This is a genomic window from Streptomyces sp. NPDC028314 (genome assembly GCF_055565795.1).
Window position 1 is genome coordinate 33137 of sequence record NZ_JBVHTP010000013.1, and the last position, 25088, is coordinate 58224.

Annotated in this window: 22 protein-coding genes and 1 pseudogene; 8 read left to right on the top strand and 15 right to left on the bottom strand. The window is 71.6% G+C overall.

Annotation, left to right across the window (positions count from 1 at the left end):
- Positions 1–48: 48 nt before the first annotated feature.
- From ACZ4TG_RS27435 to ACZ4TG_RS27480, 10 genes and pseudogenes are all read right to left on the bottom strand, one after another.
- A complete protein-coding gene (locus ACZ4TG_RS27435; protein ID WP_468167385.1) occupies positions 49–447 on the bottom strand; it encodes a cytidine deaminase in 399 nt (132 codons plus the stop codon).
- On the bottom strand, positions 444–1709 hold the full coding sequence (locus ACZ4TG_RS27440) for an ABC transporter permease (RefSeq protein WP_468167387.1): 1266 nt from the start codon (positions 1707–1709) through the stop codon (positions 444–446). The genes ACZ4TG_RS27435 and ACZ4TG_RS27440 overlap by 4 nt, the downstream gene beginning before the upstream one ends.
- Positions 1706–2821 (bottom strand): ABC transporter permease, encoded by a 1116-nt coding sequence (locus tag ACZ4TG_RS27445; protein ID WP_468167389.1) that lies wholly within the window; start codon positions 2819–2821, stop codon positions 1706–1708. Before ACZ4TG_RS27445 ends, ACZ4TG_RS27440 begins: the two co-directional genes overlap by 4 nt.
- A complete protein-coding gene (locus ACZ4TG_RS27450; protein ID WP_468167730.1) occupies positions 2818–4482 on the bottom strand; it encodes an ABC transporter ATP-binding protein in 1665 nt (554 codons plus the stop codon). Before ACZ4TG_RS27450 ends, ACZ4TG_RS27445 begins: the two co-directional genes overlap by 4 nt.
- Positions 4483–4722: 240 nt before the next feature.
- Positions 4723–5787, bottom strand: coding sequence for a BMP family lipoprotein (locus ACZ4TG_RS27455; RefSeq protein ID WP_468167391.1), 1065 nt, complete (start codon positions 5785–5787; stop codon positions 4723–4725).
- 281 nt (positions 5788–6068) lie between these two features.
- Positions 6069–7337: an amidohydrolase gene (locus tag ACZ4TG_RS27460; RefSeq protein ID WP_468167732.1), complete on the bottom strand. Its 1269-nt coding sequence runs from the start codon at positions 7335–7337 to the stop codon at positions 6069–6071.
- A 137-nt stretch (positions 7338–7474) separates the two neighbouring features.
- Complete coding sequence (locus ACZ4TG_RS27465) at positions 7475–8671, bottom strand: hypothetical protein (protein WP_468167393.1); 1197 nt, start codon at positions 8669–8671, stop codon at positions 7475–7477.
- 82 nt (positions 8672–8753) lie between these two features.
- The gene (locus tag ACZ4TG_RS27470; protein ID WP_468167734.1) at positions 8754–9662 is read right to left on the bottom strand and encodes an N-acetylneuraminate synthase family protein; all 909 of its coding nucleotides are present in this window, start codon (positions 9660–9662) and stop codon (positions 8754–8756) included.
- A 396-nt stretch (positions 9663–10058) separates the two neighbouring features.
- Positions 10059–10985, bottom strand: a pseudogene (locus tag ACZ4TG_RS27475) (cytidylyltransferase domain-containing protein); the annotation flags it as partial.
- The gene (locus ACZ4TG_RS27480) at positions 10982–12418 is read right to left on the bottom strand and encodes a DUF6716 putative glycosyltransferase (RefSeq protein WP_468167395.1); all 1437 of its coding nucleotides are present in this window, start codon (positions 12416–12418) and stop codon (positions 10982–10984) included. The gene ACZ4TG_RS27480 and the pseudogene ACZ4TG_RS27475, both read right to left, overlap by 4 nt.
- 176 nt (positions 12419–12594) lie before the next feature.
- Between ACZ4TG_RS27480 and ACZ4TG_RS27485 the strand changes: the two genes are divergently transcribed.
- The gene (locus tag ACZ4TG_RS27485; protein ID WP_468167397.1) at positions 12595–13569 is read left to right on the top strand and encodes a glycosyltransferase family 2 protein; all 975 of its coding nucleotides are present in this window, start codon (positions 12595–12597) and stop codon (positions 13567–13569) included.
- Complete coding sequence (locus ACZ4TG_RS27490; protein WP_468167398.1) at positions 13566–14963, top strand: polysialyltransferase family glycosyltransferase; 1398 nt, start codon at positions 13566–13568, stop codon at positions 14961–14963. Before ACZ4TG_RS27485 ends, ACZ4TG_RS27490 begins: the two co-directional genes overlap by 4 nt.
- Before the next feature lie 78 nt (positions 14964–15041).
- On the opposite strand, the gene leuE is transcribed toward ACZ4TG_RS27490, so the two are convergent.
- From leuE to ACZ4TG_RS27505, 3 genes are all read right to left on the bottom strand, one after another.
- Positions 15042–15686, bottom strand: a complete 645-nt coding sequence (gene leuE / locus ACZ4TG_RS27495; RefSeq protein ID WP_468167399.1) for a leucine efflux protein LeuE — start codon at positions 15684–15686, stop codon at positions 15042–15044.
- A 125-nt stretch (positions 15687–15811) separates the two neighbouring features.
- Complete coding sequence (locus ACZ4TG_RS27500; RefSeq protein ID WP_468167401.1) at positions 15812–17404, bottom strand: acyl-CoA mutase large subunit family protein; 1593 nt, start codon at positions 17402–17404, stop codon at positions 15812–15814.
- 147 nt (positions 17405–17551) lie between these two features.
- Positions 17552–17863, bottom strand: a complete 312-nt coding sequence (locus ACZ4TG_RS27505) for a hypothetical protein (RefSeq protein ID WP_468167403.1) — start codon at positions 17861–17863, stop codon at positions 17552–17554.
- On the opposite strand from ACZ4TG_RS27505, the gene ACZ4TG_RS27510 reads away from it, so the two are divergent.
- On the top strand, positions 17862–18482 hold the full coding sequence (locus ACZ4TG_RS27510) for a L,D-transpeptidase family protein (RefSeq protein WP_468167405.1): 621 nt from the start codon (positions 17862–17864) through the stop codon (positions 18480–18482). The genes ACZ4TG_RS27505 and ACZ4TG_RS27510 overlap by 2 nt on opposite strands.
- A 308-nt stretch (positions 18483–18790) precedes the next feature.
- Here ACZ4TG_RS27510 and ACZ4TG_RS27515 read toward each other — a convergent pair whose 3' ends face one another.
- On the bottom strand, positions 18791–19792 hold the full coding sequence (locus tag ACZ4TG_RS27515; protein ID WP_468167407.1) for a hypothetical protein: 1002 nt from the start codon (positions 19790–19792) through the stop codon (positions 18791–18793).
- Positions 19792–20535: an RNA polymerase sigma factor gene (locus ACZ4TG_RS27520; protein WP_468167736.1), complete on the bottom strand. Its 744-nt coding sequence runs from the start codon at positions 20533–20535 to the stop codon at positions 19792–19794. Before ACZ4TG_RS27520 ends, ACZ4TG_RS27515 begins: the two co-directional genes overlap by 1 nt.
- A gap of 329 nt (positions 20536–20864) precedes the next feature.
- Here ACZ4TG_RS27520 and ACZ4TG_RS27525 point away from each other — a divergent pair, with 329 nt between their 5' ends.
- From ACZ4TG_RS27525 to ACZ4TG_RS27545, 5 genes are all read left to right on the top strand, one after another.
- The gene (locus ACZ4TG_RS27525; RefSeq protein ID WP_468167409.1) at positions 20865–21491 is read left to right on the top strand and encodes a 2-oxo-4-hydroxy-4-carboxy-5-ureidoimidazoline decarboxylase; all 627 of its coding nucleotides are present in this window, start codon (positions 20865–20867) and stop codon (positions 21489–21491) included.
- A 152-nt stretch (positions 21492–21643) separates the two neighbouring features.
- Positions 21644–22024 carry a succinate dehydrogenase, cytochrome b556 subunit gene (gene sdhC, locus ACZ4TG_RS27530; RefSeq protein ID WP_468167411.1) on the top strand — a complete coding sequence of 127 codons (381 nt, stop codon included), beginning with the start codon at positions 21644–21646 and terminating at the stop codon, positions 22022–22024.
- Positions 22025–22029: 5 nt separating this feature from the next.
- On the top strand, positions 22030–22512 hold the full coding sequence (locus tag ACZ4TG_RS27535; RefSeq protein WP_468167413.1) for a succinate dehydrogenase hydrophobic membrane anchor subunit: 483 nt from the start codon (positions 22030–22032) through the stop codon (positions 22510–22512).
- A gap of 23 nt (positions 22513–22535) precedes the next feature.
- Entirely contained in the window at positions 22536–24290 is a 1755-nt protein-coding gene (sdhA, locus tag ACZ4TG_RS27540) for a succinate dehydrogenase flavoprotein subunit (protein WP_468167415.1), read from the top strand.
- On the top strand, positions 24290–25057 hold the full coding sequence (locus ACZ4TG_RS27545) for a succinate dehydrogenase iron-sulfur subunit (protein ID WP_468167418.1): 768 nt from the start codon (positions 24290–24292) through the stop codon (positions 25055–25057). The genes sdhA and ACZ4TG_RS27545 overlap by 1 nt, the downstream gene beginning before the upstream one ends.
- Positions 25058–25088 lie beyond the last annotated feature (31 nt).

The window sequence follows — 25088 nt, forward strand, 5'->3', positions numbered from 1 at the left end:
GCGACGGCCCTTCCGCACGCGTGCGGAAGGGCCGTCACAAGGCCACGCCTATCTGAGGTGGTCGGGCCCGAAGGCCTGCGGCAGCATCGCCGAGAGGGGCAGGACCCCCTCCGGCGTCTCCACCTGGAGTTCGGGGCCGCCGAACTCGAACAGCAGCTGGCGGCAGCGGCCGCACGGGACGAGGATGTCGCCCTTGCCGTCGACGCAGGTGAAGTGCGTCAGCCGGCCGCCGCCCGTGGCCTGGAGGGAGGACACCAGGCCGCACTCGGCGCACAGGCCGAGCCCGTAGCTGGCGTTCTCCACGTTGCAGCCGACGACCGTGCGGCCGTCGTCGACCAGCGCCGCGACACCGACCGGGAAGCCCGAGTAGGGGGCGTACGCCCGGGACATGGCGTCCCGGGCGGCCTTCCGCAGGGCCTCCCAGTCGGGGGTGAGCGCCGTCGTCACTTGCCCTGGCCCTTGCGGTACGGCAGGCCGTCCGCCTTCGGCATCCTCAGGCGCTGCGCGGACAGCGCGAGCACCAGCAGGGTGGTGACGTAGGGGGCCGCGTCCACGAACTGGCTCGGGACCGAGTCCGTCGTCGCGTACCAGAGGGCGACCAGGACCGCGAAGACGGCCGACACGGCGGCCGGGACGTACTTCTTCTTGTAGCCCTGCCAGACGGCGGCCAGCAGCAGCACGATCGCGACGAGCAGCAGCAGCGCGTGGACGTTCTCGGCGCCACCGCGCAGCTTGAGGCTGTCGATGAAGCCGAACAGGCCGGCGCCGAGCGCCATGCCGCCGGGCATCCAGTTACCGAAGATCATCGCGGCGAGACCGATGTAACCGCGGCCGCCGGTCTGGCCCTCCTGGTAGATCGGGCTGGCGACGATCGACAGGAACGCGCCGCCGAGGCCGGCCAGGCCGCCCGAGACGATCACGGCGATGTACTTGTACTTGTACACGTTGACGCCGAGGGACTCGGCGGCCACCGGGTTCTCACCGCAGGAGCGCAGTCGCAGGCCGAAGGTGGTGCGCCACAGCACCCACCAGGTGGCCGGGATCAGCACCAGCGCGACGACCGTCAGCAGGGACAGCTCGGTGACCAGACCGCCGAGGACGCCGGCCAGGTCGGAGATGAAGAACCAGTGCTTGCCCTGGAGGTCGGACAACCAGTCGGACAGCCCTGGCACGGTGATCTTGTAGATCGGCTCGACCTGCGGGGACTGCTTGGAGGAGCCGCCCGGCGCGTCGGCGAACGTGAAGTTCGACAGGTACTGGGTGAAGCCCAAGGCGAGGATGTTCACGGCCACACCGGAGACGATGTGGTTGACGTTGAAGGTGATCGTGATGATCGCGTGCAGCAGGCCGCCGATGGCGCCGCCGATGACACCGGCCATGACGCCGGTCCACGGACCCCACTGGTAGCCGGCCCAGGCACCGAACCAGGTGCCGAGGATCATCATGCCTTCGAGGCCGATGTTGACGACGCCCGCGCGCTCGGCCCACAGGCCGCCGAGGCCGGCGAGGCCGATCGGGACCGCGAGGGAGAGGGCGCCGGAGACCTGGCCGACGGAGGTCAGGTCGTTGGCGCCGCTGATCAGGCGGACCAGGGAGATCAGCGCGAGGCCACCCGCGATGATCAGCATGATCCAGGGCAGGCTGAGCTTCTTGCGGCCGCCGGACTTCTTCGGGGCGGCGCTCGTCGCGGAGACGGTGCTGGTGCTCACGCCGCGACCTCCTTATCGGTCTTGATGGCGTGGCCTGCGGCCAGCTCCTCGCCGACCTTCTGCTGCTGGCGGCGGATGCCGTAGCGGCGGACGAGCTCGTACGAGACCACGACCGCGATCACGATCAGGCCCTTCATGATCGTGCCGATCTCCTTCGCGTACCCGGCCGTGTCGAGCGAGGCCGAGGCCTTGTCGATGAAGGCCATCAGGAACGCGGCGAGGAGGATGCCGACCGGGCTGTTGCGGCCGAGCAGCGCGATGGTGATGCCGGTGAAGCCGACACCGACCGGGAAGGACAGGTTGTACGTGTGGGTCTCGCCCAGCAGCTGCGGCATGCCGGACAGGCCGGCGACCGCGCCCGAGATGAGCATCGAGGTGATGATCATCTTCTTGGCGTCCACACCGGAGGCCTGGGCGGCGGACTCGCTGGCGCCGGTGGCGCGCAGGTCGAAGCCGAAGCGGGTGCGGTTGAGCACGAACCAGTAGACGACGCCGAGGGCGAAGGCCACGAAGGTGAAGCCGTAGATCTCCAGGCCGTCACCGATGCTCAGGGCCGGGAACCAGCCGGACTGGGCGATCTCGCCGGTGGTGAGGTCGTTGGAGCCCTCGGGCTGGATGCCGAGGTTCTTCGGCAGGATCAGCCAGGCGATCAGGCTGGTCGCGATCGCGTTCAGCATGATCGTGGAAACGACCTCGCTGACCCCGCGCTTGGCCTTGAGGACACCCGCGATGCCGGCCCAGAAGGCACCGGTCAGCATGGCGACCAGCACGATCAGCAGGATGTGCAGCGGACCCGGCAGGCTGACGGCGGTGCCGACCAGGGCCGAGATCATCGCGGCGAGGCGGTACTGGCCGTCGACGCCGATGTTGAAGAGGTTCATCCGGAAGCCGATGGCCACGGCCAGGGCTGCCAGGTAGTACGTACCGGCCTGGTTGACGATGAGGACCTGTACGTCCTCGTAGCCGGCGTTCTCCACCATCAGGCGCATGGGCTCGATCGGGTCCACGCCCGTCGCGGCCAGTACGACCATCGTCAGCAGGAACGCGCTGACCAGCGCGAGCGCGGGCCCGGCGAAGCCGAGGAGCAGCCGGTCCTTGTCGAATTTCTTCATCGGGCCTCGTCCTCCGGGGCATCGGTACCAGCGTCGGCACCGGCGGAGTGGTTGTCGGTGGCTTCCAGGTGCCCGGAAGCGGCGCCCGTCATGGCGGTGCCGAGCTCTTCCGGGGTGACCGTGGCGGGGTCGGCGTCCGCGACCAGGCGGCCGCGGTAGATCACGCGCAGGGTGTCGGACAGGCCGATCAGCTCGTCCAGGTCAGCGGAGATCAGGAGCACGGCCAGGCCCTCGCGGCGGGCCTCGCGGATGGCGTCCCAGATCTGCGCCTGCGCACCGACGTCCACACCGCGGGTGGGGTGGGCGGCGATGAGGAACTTCGGGTTGTGGCTCATCTCGCGGCCGACGATGAGCTTCTGCTGGTTGCCGCCGGAGAGCGAGGCCGCGGTCACCTCGATGCCGGGCGTGCGGACGTCGTACTCGCGCACGATCCGCTCGGTGTCCTTGCGGGCGGCCTTCGGGTCGAGGATGCCGCCCTTGGAGTTGGGCGCCTCGGTGACGTGGCCCAGGATGCGGTTCTCCCACAGCGGGGATTCCAGCAGCAGGCCGTGGCGGTGGCGGTCCTCGGGGATGTAGCCGATGCCGCCCTCGCGGCGCTTGCGCACCGCCGTCTTCGTGATGTCCCGGCCGTCGAGGGTGATGACGCCCGCGTCGGCGGAGTTCATGCCCATCAGGGCTTCGATGAGCTCCGTCTGACCGTTGCCCTCCACACCGGCGATGCCGAGGATCTCGCCCTTGTGGATGGTGAAGTTGATGTCGTCGAGCAGCAGCCGCCCGCCCTCGGGCCTCTCGCGGACGGAGAACTCCTGCGGCGCCTGCGGCGCCAGGACCTCCGGTTCGACGGCGAAGGTGCCCGCCGCGGCGAGGCTCAGGCCCTGCACCGTCAGCATCGGGACGTCCGTCACCGTGGACTCGCGGGTCTCCGGGGAGGGGAGTTCGGAGCCGACCATCAGCTCGGCGAGCTGCTTGGTGGTGGTGGTGCGCGGGTCGGCGGTGCCGACCGTGGTGCCGCGGCGGATGACGGTGATGTCATCGGCGACCTTCAGGACCTCGCCCAGCTTGTGCGAGATGAAGATGACGGTCAGGCCCTCGGCCTTGAGCTCGCGCAGGTTGTCGAAGAGCGCGTCCACCTCCTGCGGCACGAGCACGGCGGTCGGCTCGTCGAGGATGAGGATCTTCGCACCGCGGTAGAGGACCTTGAGGATCTCCACGCGCTGGCGGTCGGCGACACCGAGGTCCTCGACCAGGGCGTCGGGGCGTACGCCGAGGCCGTACGCGTCCGAGATCTCCTTGATCTTCTTGCGGGCCTTGGCGCCGATGCCGTAGAGCTTCTCGCCGCCGAGAACCACGTTCTCCAGGACGGTGAGGTTGTCGGCGAGCATGAAGTGCTGGTGCACCATGCCGATGCCGCGGGCGATGGCGTCGCCGGGGCTGTGGAAGGAGACCTGCTCCCCGTCGATGGCGATGGTGCCCTCGTCCGGCTTCTGCATGCCGTAGAGGATCTTCATCAGGGTCGACTTGCCGGCGCCGTTCTCACCGACGAGGGCGTGGACGGTGCCCTTGCGGACGGTGATCGCGATGTCCTTGTTGGCGACGACGCCGGGGAAACGCTTGGTGATGCCGTGCAGTTCTACGGCGAGAGGGGGGCTGGACGCGTTGATGACGCACTCTCCTTGGCGCGGAAGGAGCTGGAGGCAGGGGGACAGGGCGGATATCGGCCGGGCGGGTGGGCGGGAGCTGGACGTTATCGCGTCCACGATGCCTCTACGCGCGTAGCACTGTCGAAAGTGAAAACTTGCGGCCAACTGGCCACAACCTCACCGAACACGGCTCGGGGCCCGGGAGGCGGCAGACACCGCTTCCCGAACCCCGGAGACCATTACCGCGTGTCAGACGGACCCTTACGGGGCGGTCTTGACGGTGATCTTCTTGGCGATGATGTCGGCCTTGGCCTTCTCCACCGCGGCGATGACGTCGGCCATCTTCTTGTACTCGGGGTTGGAGTCGGCCAGGCCGACGCCGTCCTTGTCGAGGCCGTAACGGATCTCACCGGTCGACGGCTTGCCGTCCTTGACCGACTTGATCAGGTTGAAGACCGAGTCGGAGACATCCTTGGTGACCGAGGTCAGGATGTGCTCCTTGTACTTCGACAGACCGGCCTGGTTGTACTGGTCCGAGTCGACGCCGATGGCCCACTTGCCCTTGCCCGCGGCGGCCTCGATGGCGCCCGAGCCGGCGAGACCGGCAGCGGCGTAGATCACGTCGGCGCCGCCCGCGTCCAGCTGGCCGTTGGCGGTGGCCTTGCCCAGGTCGGGCTTGGAGAAGCCACCGAAGTCCGGCGGCTGGGTCAGGTAGGCCGACAGCACCTTGGCGTTCGGGTTGGTGTCCTTGACGCCCTGGGTGAAGCCCGCCTCGAACTTCTTGATCAGCGGGACCTCGACACCGCCGATGAAGCCGACCGTGCCGGTCTTCGAGACCTTGGCGGCGGCGACGCCGGCCAGGTACGAGCCCTGCTCCTCGTTGAAGACCAGGTTGGCGATGTTCGGGCCGGTCACCGAGGTGTCGTCGATGATGCCGAACGTGGTGTTCGGGAACTTCGGCGCGACCTTCTTGATGGCCGGGGCGTAGGCGAAGCCGACGCCGATGACCGGGTTGTTGCCCTTGCGGGCCAGCTCGGTGAGGCGCTGGACCTTGTCGGCCTCGCCCTCGCCGTCGGTGGGCTCCGCCTCGGCGGTGGTGACCTTCAGCTCCGTCTTGGCCTTCTCGAGGCCCGCGAAGGCGGCGTCGTTGAACGACTGGTCGCCGCGGCCACCGATGTCGTACGCGATGGCGGCGCCCGCGGCCTTCGTGCCCTCGGAGGACGAGGAAGAGGTGTCCGACGACTTCTTACCGCCACAGGCGGTGGCCGAGAGGGCCAGCGCAGCGGACGCGATGCCCACGGTGGCGATCCTGGTGATCCGGCGCAAGGGGAGGCTCCTTCAAAACCTGACCGAAGCGCCACGACCGGCGCTGGTTTCGCGGCGATCGTAACGCGCGTAGATGTCAGTTAAAGGCCCGTTCATGAGTCGTTATCGGATCGTCGCGAACCGGACAGTGACCGATCAGTAACTCCTCCCCTGTCCAGCCCTTGTGTACCAAGGGCTGGACACCTTTACCGGGAGGCCCGCCGATGCGGTAGGGACTTTGCCCGGGCTTTGCCGCCGTCCCGGCCTCCGCCCGCTGCCCGCCGCCCGCCGCCCGCGCTGCGCTAGCGGGCCGACCGCGCGAGGCGGCCGTCCAGCCGGGCCTCGCCCCGCCCGTCGAGCAGGGCGGCCGCGGTGAAGAACTCCACGCCGACCGCGATCGCGGACTCGTCCACGTCGAAGTCGCCCCGGTGCAGGTCCCTCTTGGCGGTGTCCCCCGGCCTGCGGACGCCCAGGCGGGCCATCGCTCCGGGGACGTGCTCCAGGTACCAGGAGAAGTCCTCCCCGCCCAGGCTCTGCTCGGTGCCCTCCACCGACTCCGCGCCGAGCCGGGCCGCCATCGCCTCGCGGAGCAGTTCGGTCACCACCGGGTCGTTGACCACGGGCGGGACGCCCCGTACGTAGGTGATCTCCGACTTGGCCCGGTGCAGGGTCGCGACCTCGTCGATCGCCGCGTGGATCTGGTCGGGGGCCTCGTGCCAGGCGTTGATGTCCAGGCACCGGACGGTGCCGGACAGCTCCGCCAGCATGGGGATGACGTTGCAGGCGTGCCCGGCCTCGATCCTGCCCCAGGTGACCGACATGCCCGAGCGGGCGTCCATCCGGCGGGCCAGCACGGCCGGTACGTCGACGGCCACCCGGGCCGCCGCCGTCACCAGGTCGGTGGTGAGGTGCGGGCGGGCGGTGTGCCCGCCGGGGCCGGCCAGGGTGACCTCCAGCCGGTCGCAGGCCGAGGTGATCGGGCCGGCCCGCAGTCCGATCCGCCCGGAGTCGACGCGGGGGTCGCAGTGCACGGCGACGATCTTGCCGACGCCGTCCAGCACCCCGGATTCGATGGCGTCGCTCGCGCCGCCCGGCAGCACCTCCTCGGCGGGCTGGAACAGCAGCCGCACCGGGTGCGGGAGCATGCCCTGCCGGTCGAGTTCGGCGAGCACCAGCCCGGCGCCGAGGACGACCGCGGTGTGCACGTCGTGGCCGCAGGCGTGCGCCCGGTCGGGGAAGGTGGAGCGGTACGGGACGTGCGTCTTGGCGTCCGGGATGGGCAGGGCGTCGATGTCCGCGCGCAGCGCCAGCATCGGCCGGCCGCCGTCCCAGGTACCCACGTCACAGACGAGGCCGGTGCCGGACTTCAGCACCTGTGGTCGCAGGCCGGCTTTCTCCAGCCGGGCCTTGATCGCCGCCGTGGTACGGAACTCCTGGTGTCCTAGCTCGGGATGCATGTGCAAGTCCCGGCGGAAGGCGATCAGTTCGGCACGCAGGTGGTCCGGAAGCTTGCCGGGCAGCTCGGGCCGGTCGGGCTTGCCGGGCAGGGCGGTCTGGGACTCGCGGGACATCAACTGGTTCACCCGTTGAAGGGTAGGCGCACGGATGGGTCAACTGGCCGGAGATCACAAAAAGTTCATGCCGTTAGGGGAAAGAAACCCGACCTCTGGACGCATGACCGCTTACGCGCGGGGGTAAACTCGCGCGCTCAACCGGCCGCCGGAGCCGTCTGAGCGGGGAGTCTGCGCACATCGCGGGCGGTGTCGATGACCCCGGCGAGGAAACTGCGGGCGCGCGGCGAGGCGGTGCCGGTGAGCCAGGCGGGGTCGATATCGCATACGGCCACCGTCACACCCGTGCCGATGAGGGCGTACGGCAGCGTGTGGACGACCGTGGACGGGAAGCTGACGATCGTACGGCCGACCGGTCCGCGCCGGGCGATCAGTTCCAGCGGCAGGTCCGGGCGGACGATCTCCAGCCCGGTCGCCTCGCTCAGCGCCCGCAGCTTCTCCGGGGACTCGCGGCGGTGCGCGAAGTACCGGGTCGCGGTGTGCTCGCGGGTCAGGGCGCGCACCGCGTCCAGGTAGCGGGCCGGGTCCACCACCCCGGTCTCGACGAGCGAGGTGCCGACCAGGTCGGTGCCCTTGGTCAGGCGCGGCGGTCCGAAGCGGGACCGGGTCCAGGCGAACTCGTTGACCCGCAGCTCCATCCCGGGCAGCGGGGTGACCGGCATCGACGTGAACACCTCGACACGGCGCCCGCCGCGCGGGGTCAGCCGGCGCCGCGCCGTCCCCGAGACCGGGGCGTACGCGAGCTCGCGCATCCGGGACCCTGCCCCGCCGCCGGCGCGGTGCCAGCGGCGCAGCCGCTCCCCGCGTCCGAGCTGTGCGACGAACTCCATGGTGGCGGTGCCGTCGTCGACGACGACCAGTTCGGCGTCCCGCGCCGGGGCGAGCAGGAGCTGGACGAAGCGGGAGAAGGGGTCGCCGACCACGATCCGCCCGGCCCGGCGCACGTCGGCGGCGAGCGCGGCGAGTGCCTTGAACGGGGCCCCGGATCCGCCGCGCGCCTCCTGCCAGTGGACGGCGTACCCCTCGTCGCGCGCGATCCCGGCGATCCGGCGCAGCTGGCCCCGGGACATCGGGTCGGTGGGCGGCAGGACCACGATCCGCGGCGCCTGCGCGCCGGCCGGACCGGGGTCGCGCGGATCGCGCCGACCGGCGCCGGGGGACGTCCCGGCGGCGTCGGCCGCGGGGGCGCCGCCCCGGCCGGACTGGCTCGGGACGCCGTCCAGCAGGCGGCCGCGGGCCGCGTCGGCGGAGCGCTGCGCGTAGGCCCACTCCAGCACGTTCAGGAGCTGGACCGGGCTTTCGACGAAAGCCAGGGTGGATGCGGAAGGGGTCACCACGTACTCCTCGTCAGGGGCGGGGCGGGGGCTGCCCGTCCGCCGGAACCGCAGGCCCCGCCGGAGCGGAGCGGACCGGGGGTCAGACCGCCGCGAGGTCGCCCTGGAAGCGGCGGAGCTTCTTCATCGGGGCCAGCTCGGACTCGTAGACGCGCTTGACGCCGTCGCCCAGGGCGGTCTCGATGGTGCGGATGTCGCGGACCAGCCGGGTCAGGCCGCCCGGCTCGACCGAGGCGGCCTGGTCGGAGCCCCACATCGCGCGGTCGAGGGTGATGTGCCGTTCGACGAAGGTGGCGCCGAGGGCGACGGCGGCCAGGGTGGTCTGCAGGCCGGTCTCGTGGCCCGAGTAGCCGATCGGGACGTTGGGGTACTCCTCCTGAAGGGTGTTGATCACCTTCAGGTTGAGCTCCTCGGCCTTGGCCGGGTACGTCGAAGTGGCGTGGCAGAGGAGGATGTTGTCGCTGCCGAGCACCTCGACGGCGTGCCGGATCTGCTTCGGGGTGGACATGCCGGTGGAGAGGACGACGGTGCGGCCCGTGGCGCGCAGGGCGCGCAGCAGCTCGTCGTCGGTGAGGGAGGCGGAGGCCACCTTGTGGGCGGGGACGTCGAACTTCTCCAGGAAGGCGACGGCCTCGGTGTCCCAGGGGGAGGCGAACCAGTCGATGCCGCGCTTGGCGCAGTGCTCGTCGATGGCGAGGTAGTCCGACTCGCCGAATTCGACGCGGTGGCGGTAGTCGATGTAGGTCATCCGGCCCCAGGGGGTATCGCGCTCGATGTCCCACTGGTCGCGCGGGGTGCAGATCTCCGGGGTGCGCTTCTGGAACTTCACGGCGTCGCAGCCGGCCTCGGCGGCGGCGTCGATGAGGGCGAAGGCGTTGCCGAGGTCGCCGTTGTGGTTGATGCCGATCTCGCCGACGACGTAGACGGGGTGTCCGGGGCCGGCGATCCGCGAACCGAAGGTGCGCAGGCGGGAGTTGGGGCTGACGCTCATGGCAGGTGGTGTCCTTCGAACGGTGCGTGGGGGTGTGGGGCTCGGGTCGGGATGCGCGGGGTGCGGTGCGGGCCGTGCGGTGGGGTGTGGTTCGAACAGCGGGGCGAGGAGGCGGGCCCGGGCGAGGTCGTGGGGGTCGTCGACCTCCAGCACCCGGGCCGGGTCGGTGGCGACGGGCAGGGTCCGGCCGAAGAACCGGTGCCGGGCGGTCCGGAACCCTGCGGCGGCCATGGCGTAGGCGGCGCCGGTCTCCAGGAGGTCCTGGGGCCGGTCCTGGCGGCGGGGGCGGTACGTCGTCTCGTGGTTGACCCCGGCTCCGGAGCCGTCGGGGCCCGTCCGCCACAGGAACCCGTGGAAGGGGGCCACGGTCAGCGCGGAGTCGGCCGCGCCGGAGGCGACGGCGGCGGCCACGGACTCGACGTCGGAGGGGGTGAGGAAGGGGCTGGTGCACTGGACCAGGAGGACCACGTCGACGGTGACCGAGTGGAGTTCCTCGAAGGAGTCCAGCGCGTGGAGCAGGGCCGCTTCGCTGCTCGCGGTGTCCCCGGAGAGCGCGGCGGGGCGGCGCACCGCGTCGGCCCCGGCGGCGCGGGCCGCCTTCGCGATCGCCTCGGAGTCGGTGGTGACCACCACGTCGGTGACGGTCGGGGCGGCCAGGCAGGCCCGCACGGCCCGCGCCACGAGCGGCGTCCCGCCGACCTGCGCGAGGTTCTTGCCCGGGACGCCCTTGGACCCGCCCCGGGCGGGAATCACGGCGAGCACCCGCGGCCCGCGCGCCGGCACCGCGGTGGCGGCGGCGAGGGCGGCCCGAGACGCCGACGCGGCGCCGGCCGGGGGGCCCGCGGCGGGCCGTGGCGCCGGCGCGGCTGCCGCGGACCGGGATGGAGCCGCCGCCGTGGGCCGGGGCGTAGGAGCGTTTGCAGCGGGCCGAGATGCCGGAGCGGCTGCCGCGGGCCCGGACGCCGGGGCGGCGTCCACGGGCCCGGACACCGGAGCCACCGCCGCGGGCCGGGACGCCGGGGCAGCCGCCACGGACCCGGACGCCGGGGCAGCCGCCACGGACCCGGACGCCGGAGCCACCGCCACGGACCGGGACACCGGGACCACCGCCGCGGGCCCGGACGCCGGGGCAGCCGCCACGGACCCGGACGCCGGGGCAGCCGCCACGGACCGGGATACCGGGAGCACCGCCGCGGGCCGGGGCGCCGGGGCGGCGCCGGCCGGGGCGTTTGCGGCGGCGGCTGCGGTGGCGTTGACGACGACGGCTGCGGTGGCCGCGCCCTGCACGGGTTCGGCCGACCGGCGGCCGGGCCGGCGGCTCACAGCTCCCCCAGGCGGCGGATCACCGGGGCCACCCGCTGGACGCCGTGCCGGTACGCCCCCCGCGCGGCCTCGCGCAGGTGGGCGCGGAGCCAGCGGCGGGCCCGGGACTCCCCGGAGCCGCGCCGGACGGCGCCGGGCAGCGGGGTCCCGTCGGGGGCGAGGTGGTGGCGGGCCAGGATCCCGGGCAGGTAGCCGGGAGCGGTGGCGCGGGTGTAGTAGGGGGCGACGGGCGGGAGTTGCTCCCGCCCGAGCAGCTCCGCGAGCCGGTTCCGGGCCGCCTCGAAGGCATCGGCACCGGCCCCGGGAACCACGCCAGAGGCACCCGCACCGGCCCCGGGAACCACGCCAGAGGCACCCGCACCGGCCCCGGGAACCACTCCGGAGGCCCCGGCAGCCGGGGCGGCTACGCCCTGGTGCGCCAGCCAGGCCGGGTCGGCCTTCGGCAGCGATCCCGCGTCCAGCCGGTCCCAGGAGACCAGGCAGCCGGAGCCGAGGAAGTGGTGGTTTCCGAGCGCCTCGCGGATGCCGAGGTCGGTCAGGACGGCGGTGGGGATGCCCCGGTGCAGGGACTCCAGGGCGGCGGTGGAGGAGACGGTGACCAGCAGGTCGGCCTCGTCCAGGACCTCGCCCATGTTCCCGTACACCAGGCGGCAGTTGGGCGGCAGCCCGCCCGGGATCCGCTCGGCCAGCCGCTGGTACGGGTGCTCCTCCAGGTGCGTGGTGTGCTCCCCCGGCTTGCTGCGCAGCTTGACCAGCACCTGTCTGCCGGGGTGCAGCCGGGCGTGGCCGGCGGCCCGCGCGAGGAGGTACGCACGGTCCGCGCGGCTCTCGGGTACGGACGGCTGCACGGCGAAGACGACCGTGTGGGCGCGGGTCCCGGCGGGTTCGTACGGGGCGCCGTCGAGGAAGGGCAGCGCGGTCTCGGTGACGGCCTGCGGGTCCGCGCCCACGCCCTCGTACACGGCGCGGAAGCGGCCGGCGTCGTGGCGGGAGTTGGCGAGGACCAGGTCGGCGCCGTGCCGCAGCAGCAGCCCGTCGGCGAGCTTCTCGTAGACGACGCCGACGTAGCCGGTGACCAGTACGGGCCGGGCGGCCGGGTCGGGCCACAGGGCGCGGGCTCCGTGCAGGACGGCCTGGACGGCGCCCCCGACGAGGGCGAGGACGACCACGTCGAAGCGCTCGCGCCCGGAGGCGATCTCCGCGAGGAACTCCGCGCAGGTCACCTCGGCGGGCCGGTCCGCTCCGTCGCCCGGGCCCACGCCCACCTCGCCGAGCTGGCGGGCGGTGGGGGTGGCCCGGCCGCGCAGCAGGAATCCGGTGAGCCGGTGGTCGGGCGCGAGGCGGCGGGCGGTGAGGGCCCCCCATTTCCATCGCGTGTCGGAATCTGCGAGTACGGCGATACGGAGATCGCCACGACTGCTACTGGCTGGCACCCGGCAGAAGCTATTCCGCATTTCCGGTGTTCGGCCCAACGAGCGCACAACAGCGGGTTAACAACCCGTCGACGAAATGCGAAAGCGTGCTGGTTAACGCTCCCGCCCCGCTTCGTTCACATGGATTCCGCATCCGGGCCATGGTGAATGCCGGACGACGTCCTAATGTCTCGCGGGTGCTCAAGCTCTCTGTTGTCGTGCCGTTCTACAACGTGCAGACGTACGCACCCGATGCCCTGAGAAGTCTCGAACTGAACGCCCGGGAAGACTTCGAGTTCCTGCTCGTCGACGACCGGTCGACGGACGGGACGCCCGGACTGCTGGAGCGGGCCGCGGCCGGACTGCCGGGGGCGGTCCACCTCAGACGGGACGGGAACGGCGGCCTGGCCACCGCGCGGAACACCGGCCTGGACGCGGCGCGCGGCGAGTACATCGCCTTCCTGGACGGGGACGACTGGCTGGCGCCCGGCCACCTGGCCCGTACGCTGGCCGCCATCGAGGCCCTGAACTGCGATTTCGTCCGCACGGACCATGTCCAGGTCACCGGCCGGGCGCGCAGTGTGCAGCGCGTCCCGTACGGGCCCGAGCGGATCGTGGCGGATCCGCGCGCCGGGATCCTGCCGGCCTCGCGGGCCACCGCGGTGGACTATCCGTACGCCTGGGCCGGGATGTACCACCGGCGCCTGCTGGACCGGGGGCTGCTGCACTTCACCGACGGGCTGCGGACGGCGGAGGACCGGCCGTGGATCTGGCGGCTGCACCGGGAGGCGCGGTCGTTCGCGACGGTCGGGCTGCCGGGCGTCTTCTACCGCCGGGGGATTTCCACGTCGCTGACCCAGATCGGGGACGAGCGGCAGCTCGATTTCATCCGGGCATTTGATCAAGTCCTGGCGGACACGGCCGGGGACCGGGAATGCGATCTTCTTCTCCCCAAAGCCGTCCGAACATATTGTGCAATTATCGCGCACCACATCGGATCCATCGAAAGGTTCGAACCGGCCGTGGCCAGAAAACTCCGCGCCATGAGTGCGGCCGCGCTCGCGCGCATGCCCCGGGCGGTACTGGACCAGGCGCTGGATTCGATGGACGCCGAGCGCTCCGCGCTGCTGCGCAGGCTGCGCCGCCGCACCCCGGCGGGAGCGGCCGCATGAGCGTCGCCCCGGCCGCCGAGGCCACCCGAGCCGCCCAGGCCGCCCAGGCCGCCCAGGCCGCCCGAGCCGCCGAGGCCTCCGAGGCCTCCCCGGTCACCCAGATCTTCCTCGCCTCCACCCTGTACGGGGCGGCCACGCTCGCGGCCGGCATCGACGCGGGCAGCTTCCCGCCCGCCGGCCGCCGCATCCTGCTGACCAGCAACCACTCCGTCACCGCCGAGATCGCCCCCGGCCTCGCGGCCATGCCCGGCTTCGAGGCGCTGCGCACCCGCTTCGACGAGGTGCTCGACTGGAACGCCGTCGTCGCGCCGCAGCACCCGAGCAGCTGGTCGCCCCGGCCGGAGGACGTCCCGCTGTGGGAGCGGCAGCTGCGGGTGCTGTGGGGCCTCGGGGAGGACCGGGTCGAACTGGTCGTGGAATCCCTCCAGGTGCCGCCGGCGCAGAGCCTGTGCCAGCTGTTCCCCGGCTCGGCGGTCGACGTGTACGCCGACGGGCTGATGAGCTACGGGCCCACCCGCTTCCGGCTGGACCCCCAGGTCGGGATGCGGGTGCGGCGGGTCCTGCACCTCGATCTGGTGCCGGGGCTGGAGCCGCTGCTGCTGACGGAGTTCGGGGTGCGGGGGGAGCTGGTGCCCACGGCCGGGTTCCTGAAGGTGCTGGCCGAGCTGGCGCCGTACGGCGGGCCGGTGACCGGTGTCGGCGACTCCCCGGCCGTGCTGCTGGGCCAGTACCTCTCCGCCCTGGACCTGCTGTCGGCGGCCGAGGAGGAGGAGCTCCACGTGGAGATGGTGCGCGGCGCGTACGCCCGCGGCCACCGGGAGCTGGTCTTCAAACCGCACCCGAGCGCTCCTGCGGCGTACTCGCGGCGGGCCGAGGCGGAGGCCGAGCGGCTCGGCGCGCGGCTGACGGTGATCGAGGAGCCCGTGCTGGCGGAGACGCTGTACGAGCGGTTGCGGCCGGCGCTGGTGGTGGGCTGCTTCTCGACCGGGCTGCTGACCGCGGCCGCGCTGTACGGGATCCCGGTCGCGCGGACCGGGACCGGGGCCGTACTGGCCCGCCTGGCGCCGTACCAGAACAGCAACCGGATCCCGCTGACCCTGGTGGACGCGCTGCTCCCGGACCTCTCGGGGGCGGGCCCGGCTCCCCGGGAGGACCTGCCCGCACTGGTCACGGCGGTCGGCTTCACGATGCAGCCGCGCATCCTGGCGGACCGGCGGGCGGAGGCGGAGCGCTACCTGGCCGCGAACCTGACGACCGAGACCTGGCGGTACTTCGGGCGGCGCCGCCTGACCACGCTAGGCCTGCCGGGCGGCATCCCCGCGCAGCTGTCCTTCCTGCCGCGCAGCCGCACCCTGCGCCGCGCGGCCCACCACATCCGCCGCCGGCTGCGCTGACGGGGGCGGGGGCGCGGCGGGGTCGGGGCAGAGCCGGGGCGTCGGCCTGGGGCGCCGGCCGGGGCGCCGGCCGGACCGTCAGCCCGTGGCCAGTTTGGCCGCGAAGCCGATGAACAGCACTCCCGCCACCGAGGTCGCGCCCGCGGACAGCCGCTTGCGGCGGCGGAAGGCCGCCGACAGCCGGGTGCCGGTGAAGATCAGGGTGGAGAGGTACAGGAAGCTGGCGAGCTGCGACAGTGCGCCCAGCAGCAGGAAGGACAGCGCGGGGTACGCGTACCCCGGATCCACGAACTGCACGAAGAAGGACAGCAGGAACAGGATCGCCTTCGGGTTGAACAGGCTCACCACCAGCGCCCGCCGGTAGGGCCGCTCGTCCGGCACCGACGGTTCGGCCAGGGCTTCCTCCTGGCGGACCGCCCGGTCGCGCCACATGCCCCAAGCGGTCCGCAGCATCCCCACCGCGAGCCACGCCAGGTACCCGGCGCCGAGCAGTTTCACCGCCGTGAAGACCAGCGGGCTGGCCTTGAGCAGCGCTCCCGCGCCGACGGCGGTGAGCACCATCAGGACGGTGTCCCCGGTGAACACCCCCGAGGCGGCCTTGTACCCCTCCCGCACGCCCTTGCGGGCGGCCACGGAGAGCACGTACAGGGAGTTCGGCCCCGGCAGGAGGATGATCAGGGCGAGGCCTGCGAGATAGGTCGGCAAATCGGTGACACCCAGCATGGGGGGAGTGTCCCACGCCGGTCCGACAGGCCGATATTCGTTTACGCCCCGCCCCTGGGAGCCCGGCCCTGGGACGCCGGGCCCCGCCCCTGGGACGCCGGGCCCCGGCCCCACCCCTCGGACCCTCAGAACGCGTCCGCCGGGACGTACGTCCCCCACACCTCCCGCAGCGCCCCGCAGACCTCCCCCACCGTGGCCCGGGCGCGCAGGGCCTCCTTCATCGGGTACAGCACGTTCTGCGATTCCGTCGCCGCCGCCGCGCGCAGCGCGCCCAGCGCCGCGTCCACCGCCGCCCCGTCCCGCTGCGCCCGCAGCCGCGCCAGCGCCGCGCACTGGCGGGCCTCGATCGCCGGGTCCACCCGGAGCGGCTCGTAGCGCTCCTCCTCCGCCAGCGCGTAGCGGTTGACCCCGACCACCACCCGTTCGCCGGCCTCCTGCTCCCGCGCGATCCGGTACGCGTTCCGCTCGATCTCCCCCTTCTGGAACCCGGCCTCGATCGCGGCCACCGCCCCGCCGAGGTCCTCGATCCGCCGCATCAGCCCGAGCACCTCGGCCTCCAGCTCGTCCGTCATCCGCTCGACCGCGTACGACCCCGCGAAGGGGTCCACGGTGTGCGGCACGTCCGTCTCGTACGCCAGGACCTGCTGGGTGCGCAGCGCCAGCCGGGCCGATTTCTCCGTGGGCAGCGCGATGGCCTCGTCGAAGGCGTTGGTGTGCAGCGACTGCGTGCCGCCCAGCACGGCGGCCAGCGCCTGCACCGCCACCCGTACGAGGTTCAGTTCCGGCTGCTGCGCCGTCAGCTGGACCCCTGCCGTCTGGGTGTGGAAGCGCAGCATCTGCGACTTCGGGTCCCGTGCCCCGAACTCCTCGCGCATCACCCGGGCCCAGATCCGCCGGGCCGCCCGGAACTTGGCGACCTCCTCCAGCAGCGCGGTCCGGGCGACGAAGAAGAAGGACAGCCGGGGCGCGAACTCGTCGACCTCCATGCCGGCGGCGAGTGCGGTACGGACGTACGCGATCGCGTCGGCCAGCGTGAAGGCGACCTCCTGCGCGGGCGAGGCCCCGGCTTCGGCCATGTGGTAGCCGGAGATGGAGATGGTGTTCCACCGGGGGATCTCGGCCCGGCAGTACCGGAAGGTATCCGCCGTCAGCCGCAGCGAGGGGCCGGGCGGGAAGATGTAGGTCCCCCGGGCGATGTACTCCTTCAGCACGTCGTTCTGGACGGTGCCGGTGAGGGCCCCTCCCGCGATCCCGTGCTCCTCCGCGACCAGCTGGTACATCAGGAGCAGCAGCGCGGCCGGGGCGTTGATGGTCATCGAGGTCGACACCCGGTCGAGGGGGATCCCGTCGAAGAGCACGCGCATGTCCTCGACCGAGTCGACGGCGACGCCGACCTTGCCCACCTCCCCGTGGGCGAGCGGGGCGTCGGAGTCGTGGCCCATCTGGGTGGGGAGGTCGAAGGCCACCGACAGACCCGTTCCGCCGCCCTCGATCAGCTGGCGGTAGCGGGCGTTGGACTCGGTGGCCGTGCCGAACCCGGCGTACTGGCGCATGGTCCAGGGCCGTCCGGTGTACATCGTGGGATAGACCCCGCGGGTGAAGGGGTACTCACCCGGCGCCCCCAGGCTCACGGAGGGGTCCCAGTCCGTCAGGGCCCCGGGTCCGTAGACCGGTTCGATGGGGATTCCGCTCTCGCTGCGTGCCGTGGGACGAGCCATATGTCGCAATCCTCCGTGGAGCCGACCGGTCCTGGGCTGATACAACCTCCCCCAGCCGACGCTGGGGGGTGACCCCGCCACGACGGCCGCTGGTCACAATGGCGCAACATCCCGAGACCGTCTGCAACTGTCCGCGCCCGTGAGACATCACCTAGATACACGACGTAGAAATCGGGGGACTGCAATGCACCGCCAGAGAGTCATAATCCGCACGCTCGGGTTGGCCACCGCCGTCGCGCTCGCCGCGACCGCCTGTGGACCGCAGAAGTCGGAGCCGGCAGGCTCCTCTTCCGCGGCTCCGTCCGCGTCCACGGCGGTGCCCTCCCCTTCCGATTCGCCGTCCGGCTCGCCCTCGGCGGCCGACGGCAAGCCCGGTGACGCCTCGCCGTCGGCCTCCTCCCCGTCCTCGGGGTCGAAGTCGGCCTCGCCCTCCCAGTCGCCCGGCGTGAAGCCGATCATGGCGAACGGGGACGAGAGCGAGCAGATCCGCGAACTCCAGGCGCGGCTGAAGCAGCTCAAGCTGATGACGGTGGCGCCCACCGGCTTCTACGGTTCCAAGACGACCGCCGCGGTCAAGACCTTCCAGTCCAACAACGGCCTGCCGGCGACCGGCTCGGTGGACGAGGCGACCTGGAAGAAGATCGAGGGCGCCAGCAAGAAGCCGACCGAGGCGGAGCTGCGCCCGCCGACGACCAACGAGGTCGACGCGCCGGACCCGCGCTGCATGCAGGGCCGGGTGATGTGCATCAGCAAGGAGAGCCGGACCCTCGCCTGGATGATCGACGGCAAGATCGTCTCGTCGATGGACGTGCGCTTCGGCTCGGAGAACACCCCGACCCGCGAGGGCGAGTTCCAGGTGGGGTGGAAGGCCAAGGACTGGGTGTCCACGATCTACCACACGCCGATGCCGTACTCGATGTTCTTCAGCGAGGGCCAGGCGGTGCACTACTCGTCGGACTTCGCGGCCCGCGGCTACGCCGGTGCCTCGCACGGCTGTGTGAACGTCCGGGACAAGGCGAAGCTGTCGGCGCTGTTCGACCAGGTGAAGGTCGGCGACAAGGTCGTCGTCTACTGGTGAGCCGTGCGGCCCGGCCGCTGCGGCGGGGCTGGTGCCGGGGCCCGTCCCGCTGTCGGGACCGGGCCGCTGTCGGGACCGGGCCGCTGTCGGGACCGGGCCGCCCGGGCCCGAGAGGCGGCCGGAGCGGTGGTCGGAGCAGCGGTGGTCGGAGAAGTAAAGGGCGCGGGCAGGGCCGGGGGAACGTGCCCCGCCCGCGCCGGTTGCGCAGAGCCCAGGGGTACGGGGGGAACCCCGGCTCATGCGCGGCCGATGACCAGTCGGCTCGTTATGTACTGCGCCGGCCACGCGAAAAGTGTTACAGCCGTGGTTCAGCGCTTCGTGCGGAAGCCGAGCGAACCGCTCGGGCTCAGGGTGGGGGCCTGTACGACGCCCCCGTCGCCGTCGCCGATGGCACCGCTCTTGGTGCCGCCGGCGGGCCCGTCCAGCAGGTCGGCGCAGTAGCGCGCGATGTTCCCGCGGGTCTTGGCGAAGCCGACCAGGCGGTCGCGCCGCTCTCCCAGGATCCGGCCCGCGCGGTACTCCTCGCAGAGCTCCCTGGCCCGCGCCTTGTTCTCGTGGTCCTTGTCGGTGCCGGCGGTGGTGTTGTCGTCGGCGCCCAGCGTCTTGCCCGCGGGCTTCTCCCGGCCGCCGCCGTCCGCACCCGTGGTGGCGGAGCCCGAGGCGACCGGCCCCGAGGTGTATCCGCCGGTGATTCCGGGGGTGGTACGGGAATCCGTGCCCGGTATCCGCGAAGCCCCCGGGGTTCCGGACGGGGTCGCGCCGTCCCGCAGCGGGGTGGGCCGCAGTTGCGGGGTGGTGTGCGCCGGGTCCGAGGGACCGGTGGCCGGGCTCGCCTCGGAGTCCGCGCTGACCGAGACGGCCGGCAGCGGGCCCGCGGACTCGTGCGTGCCGCGGTCCAGCAGCCCGGTGCTCGCGGCGGCCGCGAGGCCGCCGACCGCGACGCTCGCCAGGGCGGCCGCCAGGCCGAGCCGCATGGGCGTGCTGCGCCGCCGCTGCGCGGGTATCCGTACGGCGGGTGCCAGGTCCACCAGGGGTTCTCGTGCGGTGGACGCGCCGTCGGCGGCGGGGGCGGCCGGGGCCGTCGCGGGCCGGTCGGCGCCCTGCGCGGAGCGGAACGCGGCCAGGGCGGCGGCCTCGCCGGGCAGTTCCTGGCCGGAGGGCGGCAGCGGGGCCAGGGCTCCGAGCGCGGCGCGCAGCCGGGCGGCTTCGGCCCGGGTCCGCGGGTCGGCGTCGGGACCGACCGGTGGCTCGCCGCGCAGCAGTCGGTCCGCCGCGGCTCTGTCCAGCCACCTGTTTCGCTCGTCGGCCATCACATGTCCTTCTGCGTCCGCCAACGTGAATGCGTCACACCGGTTTGTTCTACGAGGCCCCCGCCACGGCCGCGTTGCGCCGGTACGGCATCGAGATCCCGTACCGCCGCGCCGTCCCGCGCCTGGCCACCGGCATTATCGCCGAAGCGGAGGCCCGGTTCCGCGTCCTGGTCCGCCAGTGCGAGCGCATCGGCCTCGGCGCCCAGCAGCTCGGCCAGTTTCTTCAGTCCCCGGTGCGCGGCGGTGCGTACCGCGCCGGGGCGCTTGCCCAGGGTCTCGGCGGCGCTCTTGGCGTCCAGACCGACGACCACGCGCAGGACGACGGCCTCGGCCTGGTCCTGCGGCAGCTGGGCTATGAGCGCCATGGTCTTGCCGGTGGAGAGGGATTCCATGGCCGCGCCCGCGGTGTCGCAGTCCGCGGCGTGGCCGGTCAGTTCGCTCTCGTCGCCGCCGATGGCGGGGCGGCGGCCGCGCATGCGGATGTGGTCGAGGGCGCGGTTGCGGGCGATGCGGGCGGCCCAGCCGCGGAAGCGGTCGGCGTCACCGGTGAAGGAGGCGAGGTCGCGGGCGATCTGCAGCCAGGCTTCCGAGGTCACGTCTTCCGCGTCGCCGTCCCCGACGAGCGTGCGTACGTATCCGAGCAGGCGCGGGTGCACGGCGCGGTACACAGCACGGAACGCGTTCTCGTCGCCGTCCTGTGCCGCGAGCACCGCGGCGGTCAGCTCCGCGTCGTCCCCCAGCAAAGTCCCCAACCCGTTCACTGTCCTGTACGTGTGGCGCAAATGCGCACGTTACGGCTTTCAAGCACGTCTCGTCCACGAGTTGCACAACCAGCAACCAACCCTGCGCGGAGCGCGGTGTGACAGAAAACGCATCCCGGGCGCTGACAGGGGTACGGGCTTGTCGCACGAGTCCGTGTCGGACGGCGACCGGGGCCTCTCCTGTGGGGGGTGGCGGCCTCGGTCGTCTTCCCCTCTTCCGGCTGGTCATGCACGCCCGGCGTCATCCTTTCGGCTCACTTACGGGTGAAAACCTCGGATGGGTACGACACACCCTGCCGTGCGTCGCTAGCGTGGCGGTACACCCGCGCCACGCCCCGAGGAGCCCCCCGCTGTCCAGCCACCTTCCGGCACAGGTCCGCGGCAGCTCCGACCCTTCTCACGGATCCGGACTGGCGCGGTTCAACGCCCTGTCCCACGAAGCCGCCCAGGCGGCCCTGCTGCACTGCTGCGGCAGCCGGCGCTGGGCACACCGGATGGCCGCCCACCGGCCCTACCCCGACATCGCGTCGCTGCTGGCCGCGGCCGACGAGGCCTCGTACGACCTCTCCCAGGGCGACCTGACGGAGGCCCTGGCCTGCGAGTCTTCGGCGGAGCTCGGCCACGGCGCCTCGTACGCCGCCCTGCTCGCCCTCGGCGCGGCCCGGGCGGAGTACGAGCGGACCTTCCGGCACGCCTTCGTCATCTGCCTGGACGGGCACCCCCCGGAGGAACACGCCGACGCCCTGCTGGCGGCGATCCGCCGCAGGATGGCTCACGAGGTGGACGAGGAGCGCTCGATCTCGGCCGACGAGCTGCGCCGCCTCGCGCAGTCCCGGCTCGCCCGGCTGCTGGACCGGCTGCCCGCCCTGCTGGACGGGCTGACCTCGTCCGATGGGCTGTCTGTGGCCGATTTCGGGCTATTCGCCCCTGTGGGATAGCCCGTCCGTGCCTGTTTGATCACACCGATGGACCCGGCGCAAGGGAACCGACAAAGCGTCGCTACGATGTCCGGGGCCGGAGGACCGTACCCGGCCGGGCCCGACCGACAAAGAAGCCGGCTGGCCCCCGCCCCGCTTCCGGAGGGTTTTCCGTGCCGGCTGGAACGTTGTACCGCGGCCGGGAAGGAATGTGGTCCTGGGTGGCTCATCGAGTCACCGGCGTCCTCATTTTCTTCTTCCTGTTCGTACACGTCCTCGACACCGCTCTCGTCCGCGTCTCCCCCGAGGCGTACGACGATGTCGTGGCTACCTACAAGACTCCGATCGTCGCGCTGCTGGAGTACGGCCTCGTCGCCGCAATCCTGTTCCACGCGCTCAACGGTCTCCGCGTGATCGCCGTGGACTTCTGGTCCAAGGGCCCGCGCCACCAGAAGACGATGCTCTGGTGGGTCGTGGGCATCTGGGTCGTGATGATGGGCTGCGCCCTGTATCCCGTGCTGGGCCACGCCTACCTCGAACTGTTCGGGAAGTGACACGCATGTCTTCTGACACTTCTTCCGCCAAGGTCATCAGCGACGTGGAGGGCGTGCCCCTCTACGACGCCGACAACCCGGCGCCGTACATCGAGGCCCCGCGCAAGCGCACCGGCAAGACGCCGCGCTCGACCCGCGGCAACTTCGAGATGGTCGCGTGGCTCTTCATGCGCCTCTCGGGCATCGTCCTGGTCGTGCTCGTGATCGGCCACCTGCTCATCCAGCTGGTGCTGGACGGCGGCGTATCCAAGATCGGCTTCGCCTTCGTGGCGGGCCGCTGGGCGTCCCCGTTCTGGCAGGTCTGGGACCTGCTGATGCTGTGGCTGGCCATGCTGCACGGCTCCAACGGTCTGCGTACGGTCATCAACGACTACGCGGAGCGCGCCAACACGCGGCTGTGGCTGAAGGGCCTGCTCTACACCGCCACGGTGTTCACCATCCTTCTGGGCACGCTGGTGATCTTCACCTTCGACCCGAACATCCGCTAGGCAACGGGGCTGAGGCGAAACCAATGAAGATCCACAAGTACGACACCGTCATCGTCGGCGCAGGTGGCGCGGGCATGCGCGCCGCCATCGAGTCGACGAAGCGCAGCCGCACCGCGGTGCTCACGAAGCTCTACCCCACCCGCTCCCACACGGGCGCCGCGCAGGGCGGCATGGCCGCCGCGCTCGCCAACGTGGAGGACGACAACTGGGAGTGGCACACCTTCGACACGGTCAAGGGCGGTGACTACCTGGTCGACCAGGACGCCGCCGAGATCCTGGCGAAGGAGGCCATCGACGCGGTCCTCGACCTCGAGAAGATGGGCCTGCCGTTCAACCGCACCCCGGACGGCACCATCGACCAGCGCCGCTTCGGCGGCCACTCCCGCAACCACGGCGAGGCGCCGGTCCGCCGGTCCTGCTACGCCGCGGACCGCACGGGCCACATGATCCTCCAGACGCTCTACCAGAACTGCGTCAAGGAGGGCGTGGAGTTCTTCAACGAGTTCTACGTCCTGGACCAGCTCCTGGTCGAGGAGGACGGCGTCAAGAAGTCGGCCGGCGTGGTCGCGTACGAGCTCGCCACCGGCGAGATCCACGTGTTCCAGGCGAAGTCCGTCATCTACGCCTCCGGCGGCACCGGCAAGTTCTTCAAGGTGACCTCCAACGCGCACACCCTCACGGGTGACGGCCAGGCGGCCTGCTACCGCCGCGGCCTGCCGCTGGAGGACATGGAGTTCTTCCAGTTCCACCCGACGGGCATCTGGCGCATGGGCATCCTGCTGACGGAGGGCGCCCGCGGTGAGGGCGGCATCCTCCGCAACAAGGACGGCGAGCGCTTCATGGAGAAGTACGCGCCGGTCATGAAGGACCTCGCGTCCCGCGACGTCGTCTCGCGCTCCATCTACACCGAGATCCGTGAGGGCCGCGGCTGCGGTCCGGCCGGTGACCACGTGTACCTGGACCTGACGCACCTCCCGCCGGAGCAGCTCGACGCGAAGCTCCCGGACATCACCGAGTTCGCGCGCACGTACCTCGGCATCGAGCCCTACACGGACCCGATCCCGATCCAGCCCACCGCGCACTACGCCATGGGCGGCATCCCGACCAACGTCGAGGGTGAGGTCCTGGCGGACAACACCACCGTCGTGCCGGGCCTGTACGCGGCCGGCGAGGTCGCCTGTGTCTCCGTACACGGCGCGAACCGCCTGGGCACCAACTCGCTGCTGGACATCAACGTCTTCGGCAAGCGCTCGGGCATCGCGGCGGCCGAGTACGCGCACGCCAACGACTACGTCGAGCTGCCCGAGAACCCGGCGCAGCAGGTCATCGACCTGGTCGAGCACCTGCGCAACTCCACGGGCAAGGAGCGGGTCGCCGACCTGCGCCTGGAGCTCCAGGAGACGATGGACGCGTGCGTGATGGTCTTCCGTACGGAGCAGACCATCAAGACCGCGGTCGAGAAGATCGCGGAACTGCGCGAGCGCTACAAGAACGTGTCCGTCCAGGACAAGGGCAAGCGCTTCAACACGGACCTGCTGGAGGCCATCGAGCTGGGCAACCTGCTCGACCTGGCCGAGGTCATGGCCGTGTCCGCGCTGGCGCGCAAGGAGTCCCGCGGCGGCCACTACCGCGAGGACTACCCGAACCGCGACGACGTCAACTTCATGCGCCACACCATGGCGTACCGCGAGGTCGGCGACGACGGCAAGGACTCCGTCCGGCTGGACTACAAGCCCGTCGTCGTCACCCGCTACCAGCCGATGGAGCGTAAGTACTGATGGGCACCCCGACCCTGAGCAAGACGGACAAGATGGAGGCCGCGGCCGCGGCTTCGCCCTTCATCACGGTCACGTTCCGGATCCGCCGCTTCAACCCCGAGATCTCGGACGAGTCGCAGTGGCAGGACTTCCAGGTCGAGATCGACCCGAAGGAGCGCGTGCTCGACGGTCTCCACAAGATCAAGTGGGACCTCGACGGCACGCTGACCTTCCGCCGCTCGTGCGCGCACGGCATCTGCGGCTCCGACGCGATGCGGATCAACGGCAAGAACAGGCTCGCCTGCAAGACGCTGATCAAGGACATCAACCCGGAGAAGCCGATCACCGTCGAGGCCATCAAGGGCCTCACGGTGATGAAGGACCTCATCGTCGACATGGAGCCCTTCTTCCAGGCGTACCGGGACGTCATGCCGTTCCTGATCACCAAGGGCAACGAGCCGACGCGCGAGCGCCTGCAGTCCGCCGAGGACCGCGAGCGCTTCGACGACACCACCAAGTGCATCCTGTGCGCCGCGTGCACGTCCTCGTGCCCGGTGTTCTGGAACGACGGCCAGTACTTCGGCCCGGCGGCGATCGTCAACGCGCACCGCTTCATCTTCGACTCGCGTGACGAGGCCGGCGAGCAGCGGCTGGAGATCCTGAACGACAAGGACGGCGTGTGGCGCTGCCGCACGACGTTCAACTGCACCGACGCGTGCCCGCGTGGCATCGAGGTCACGAAGGCGATCCAGGAAGTCAAGCGCGCGCTGATCACGCGCCGCTTCTAGCCTTCCGACGCACCGACGAGGCCCCGCACCC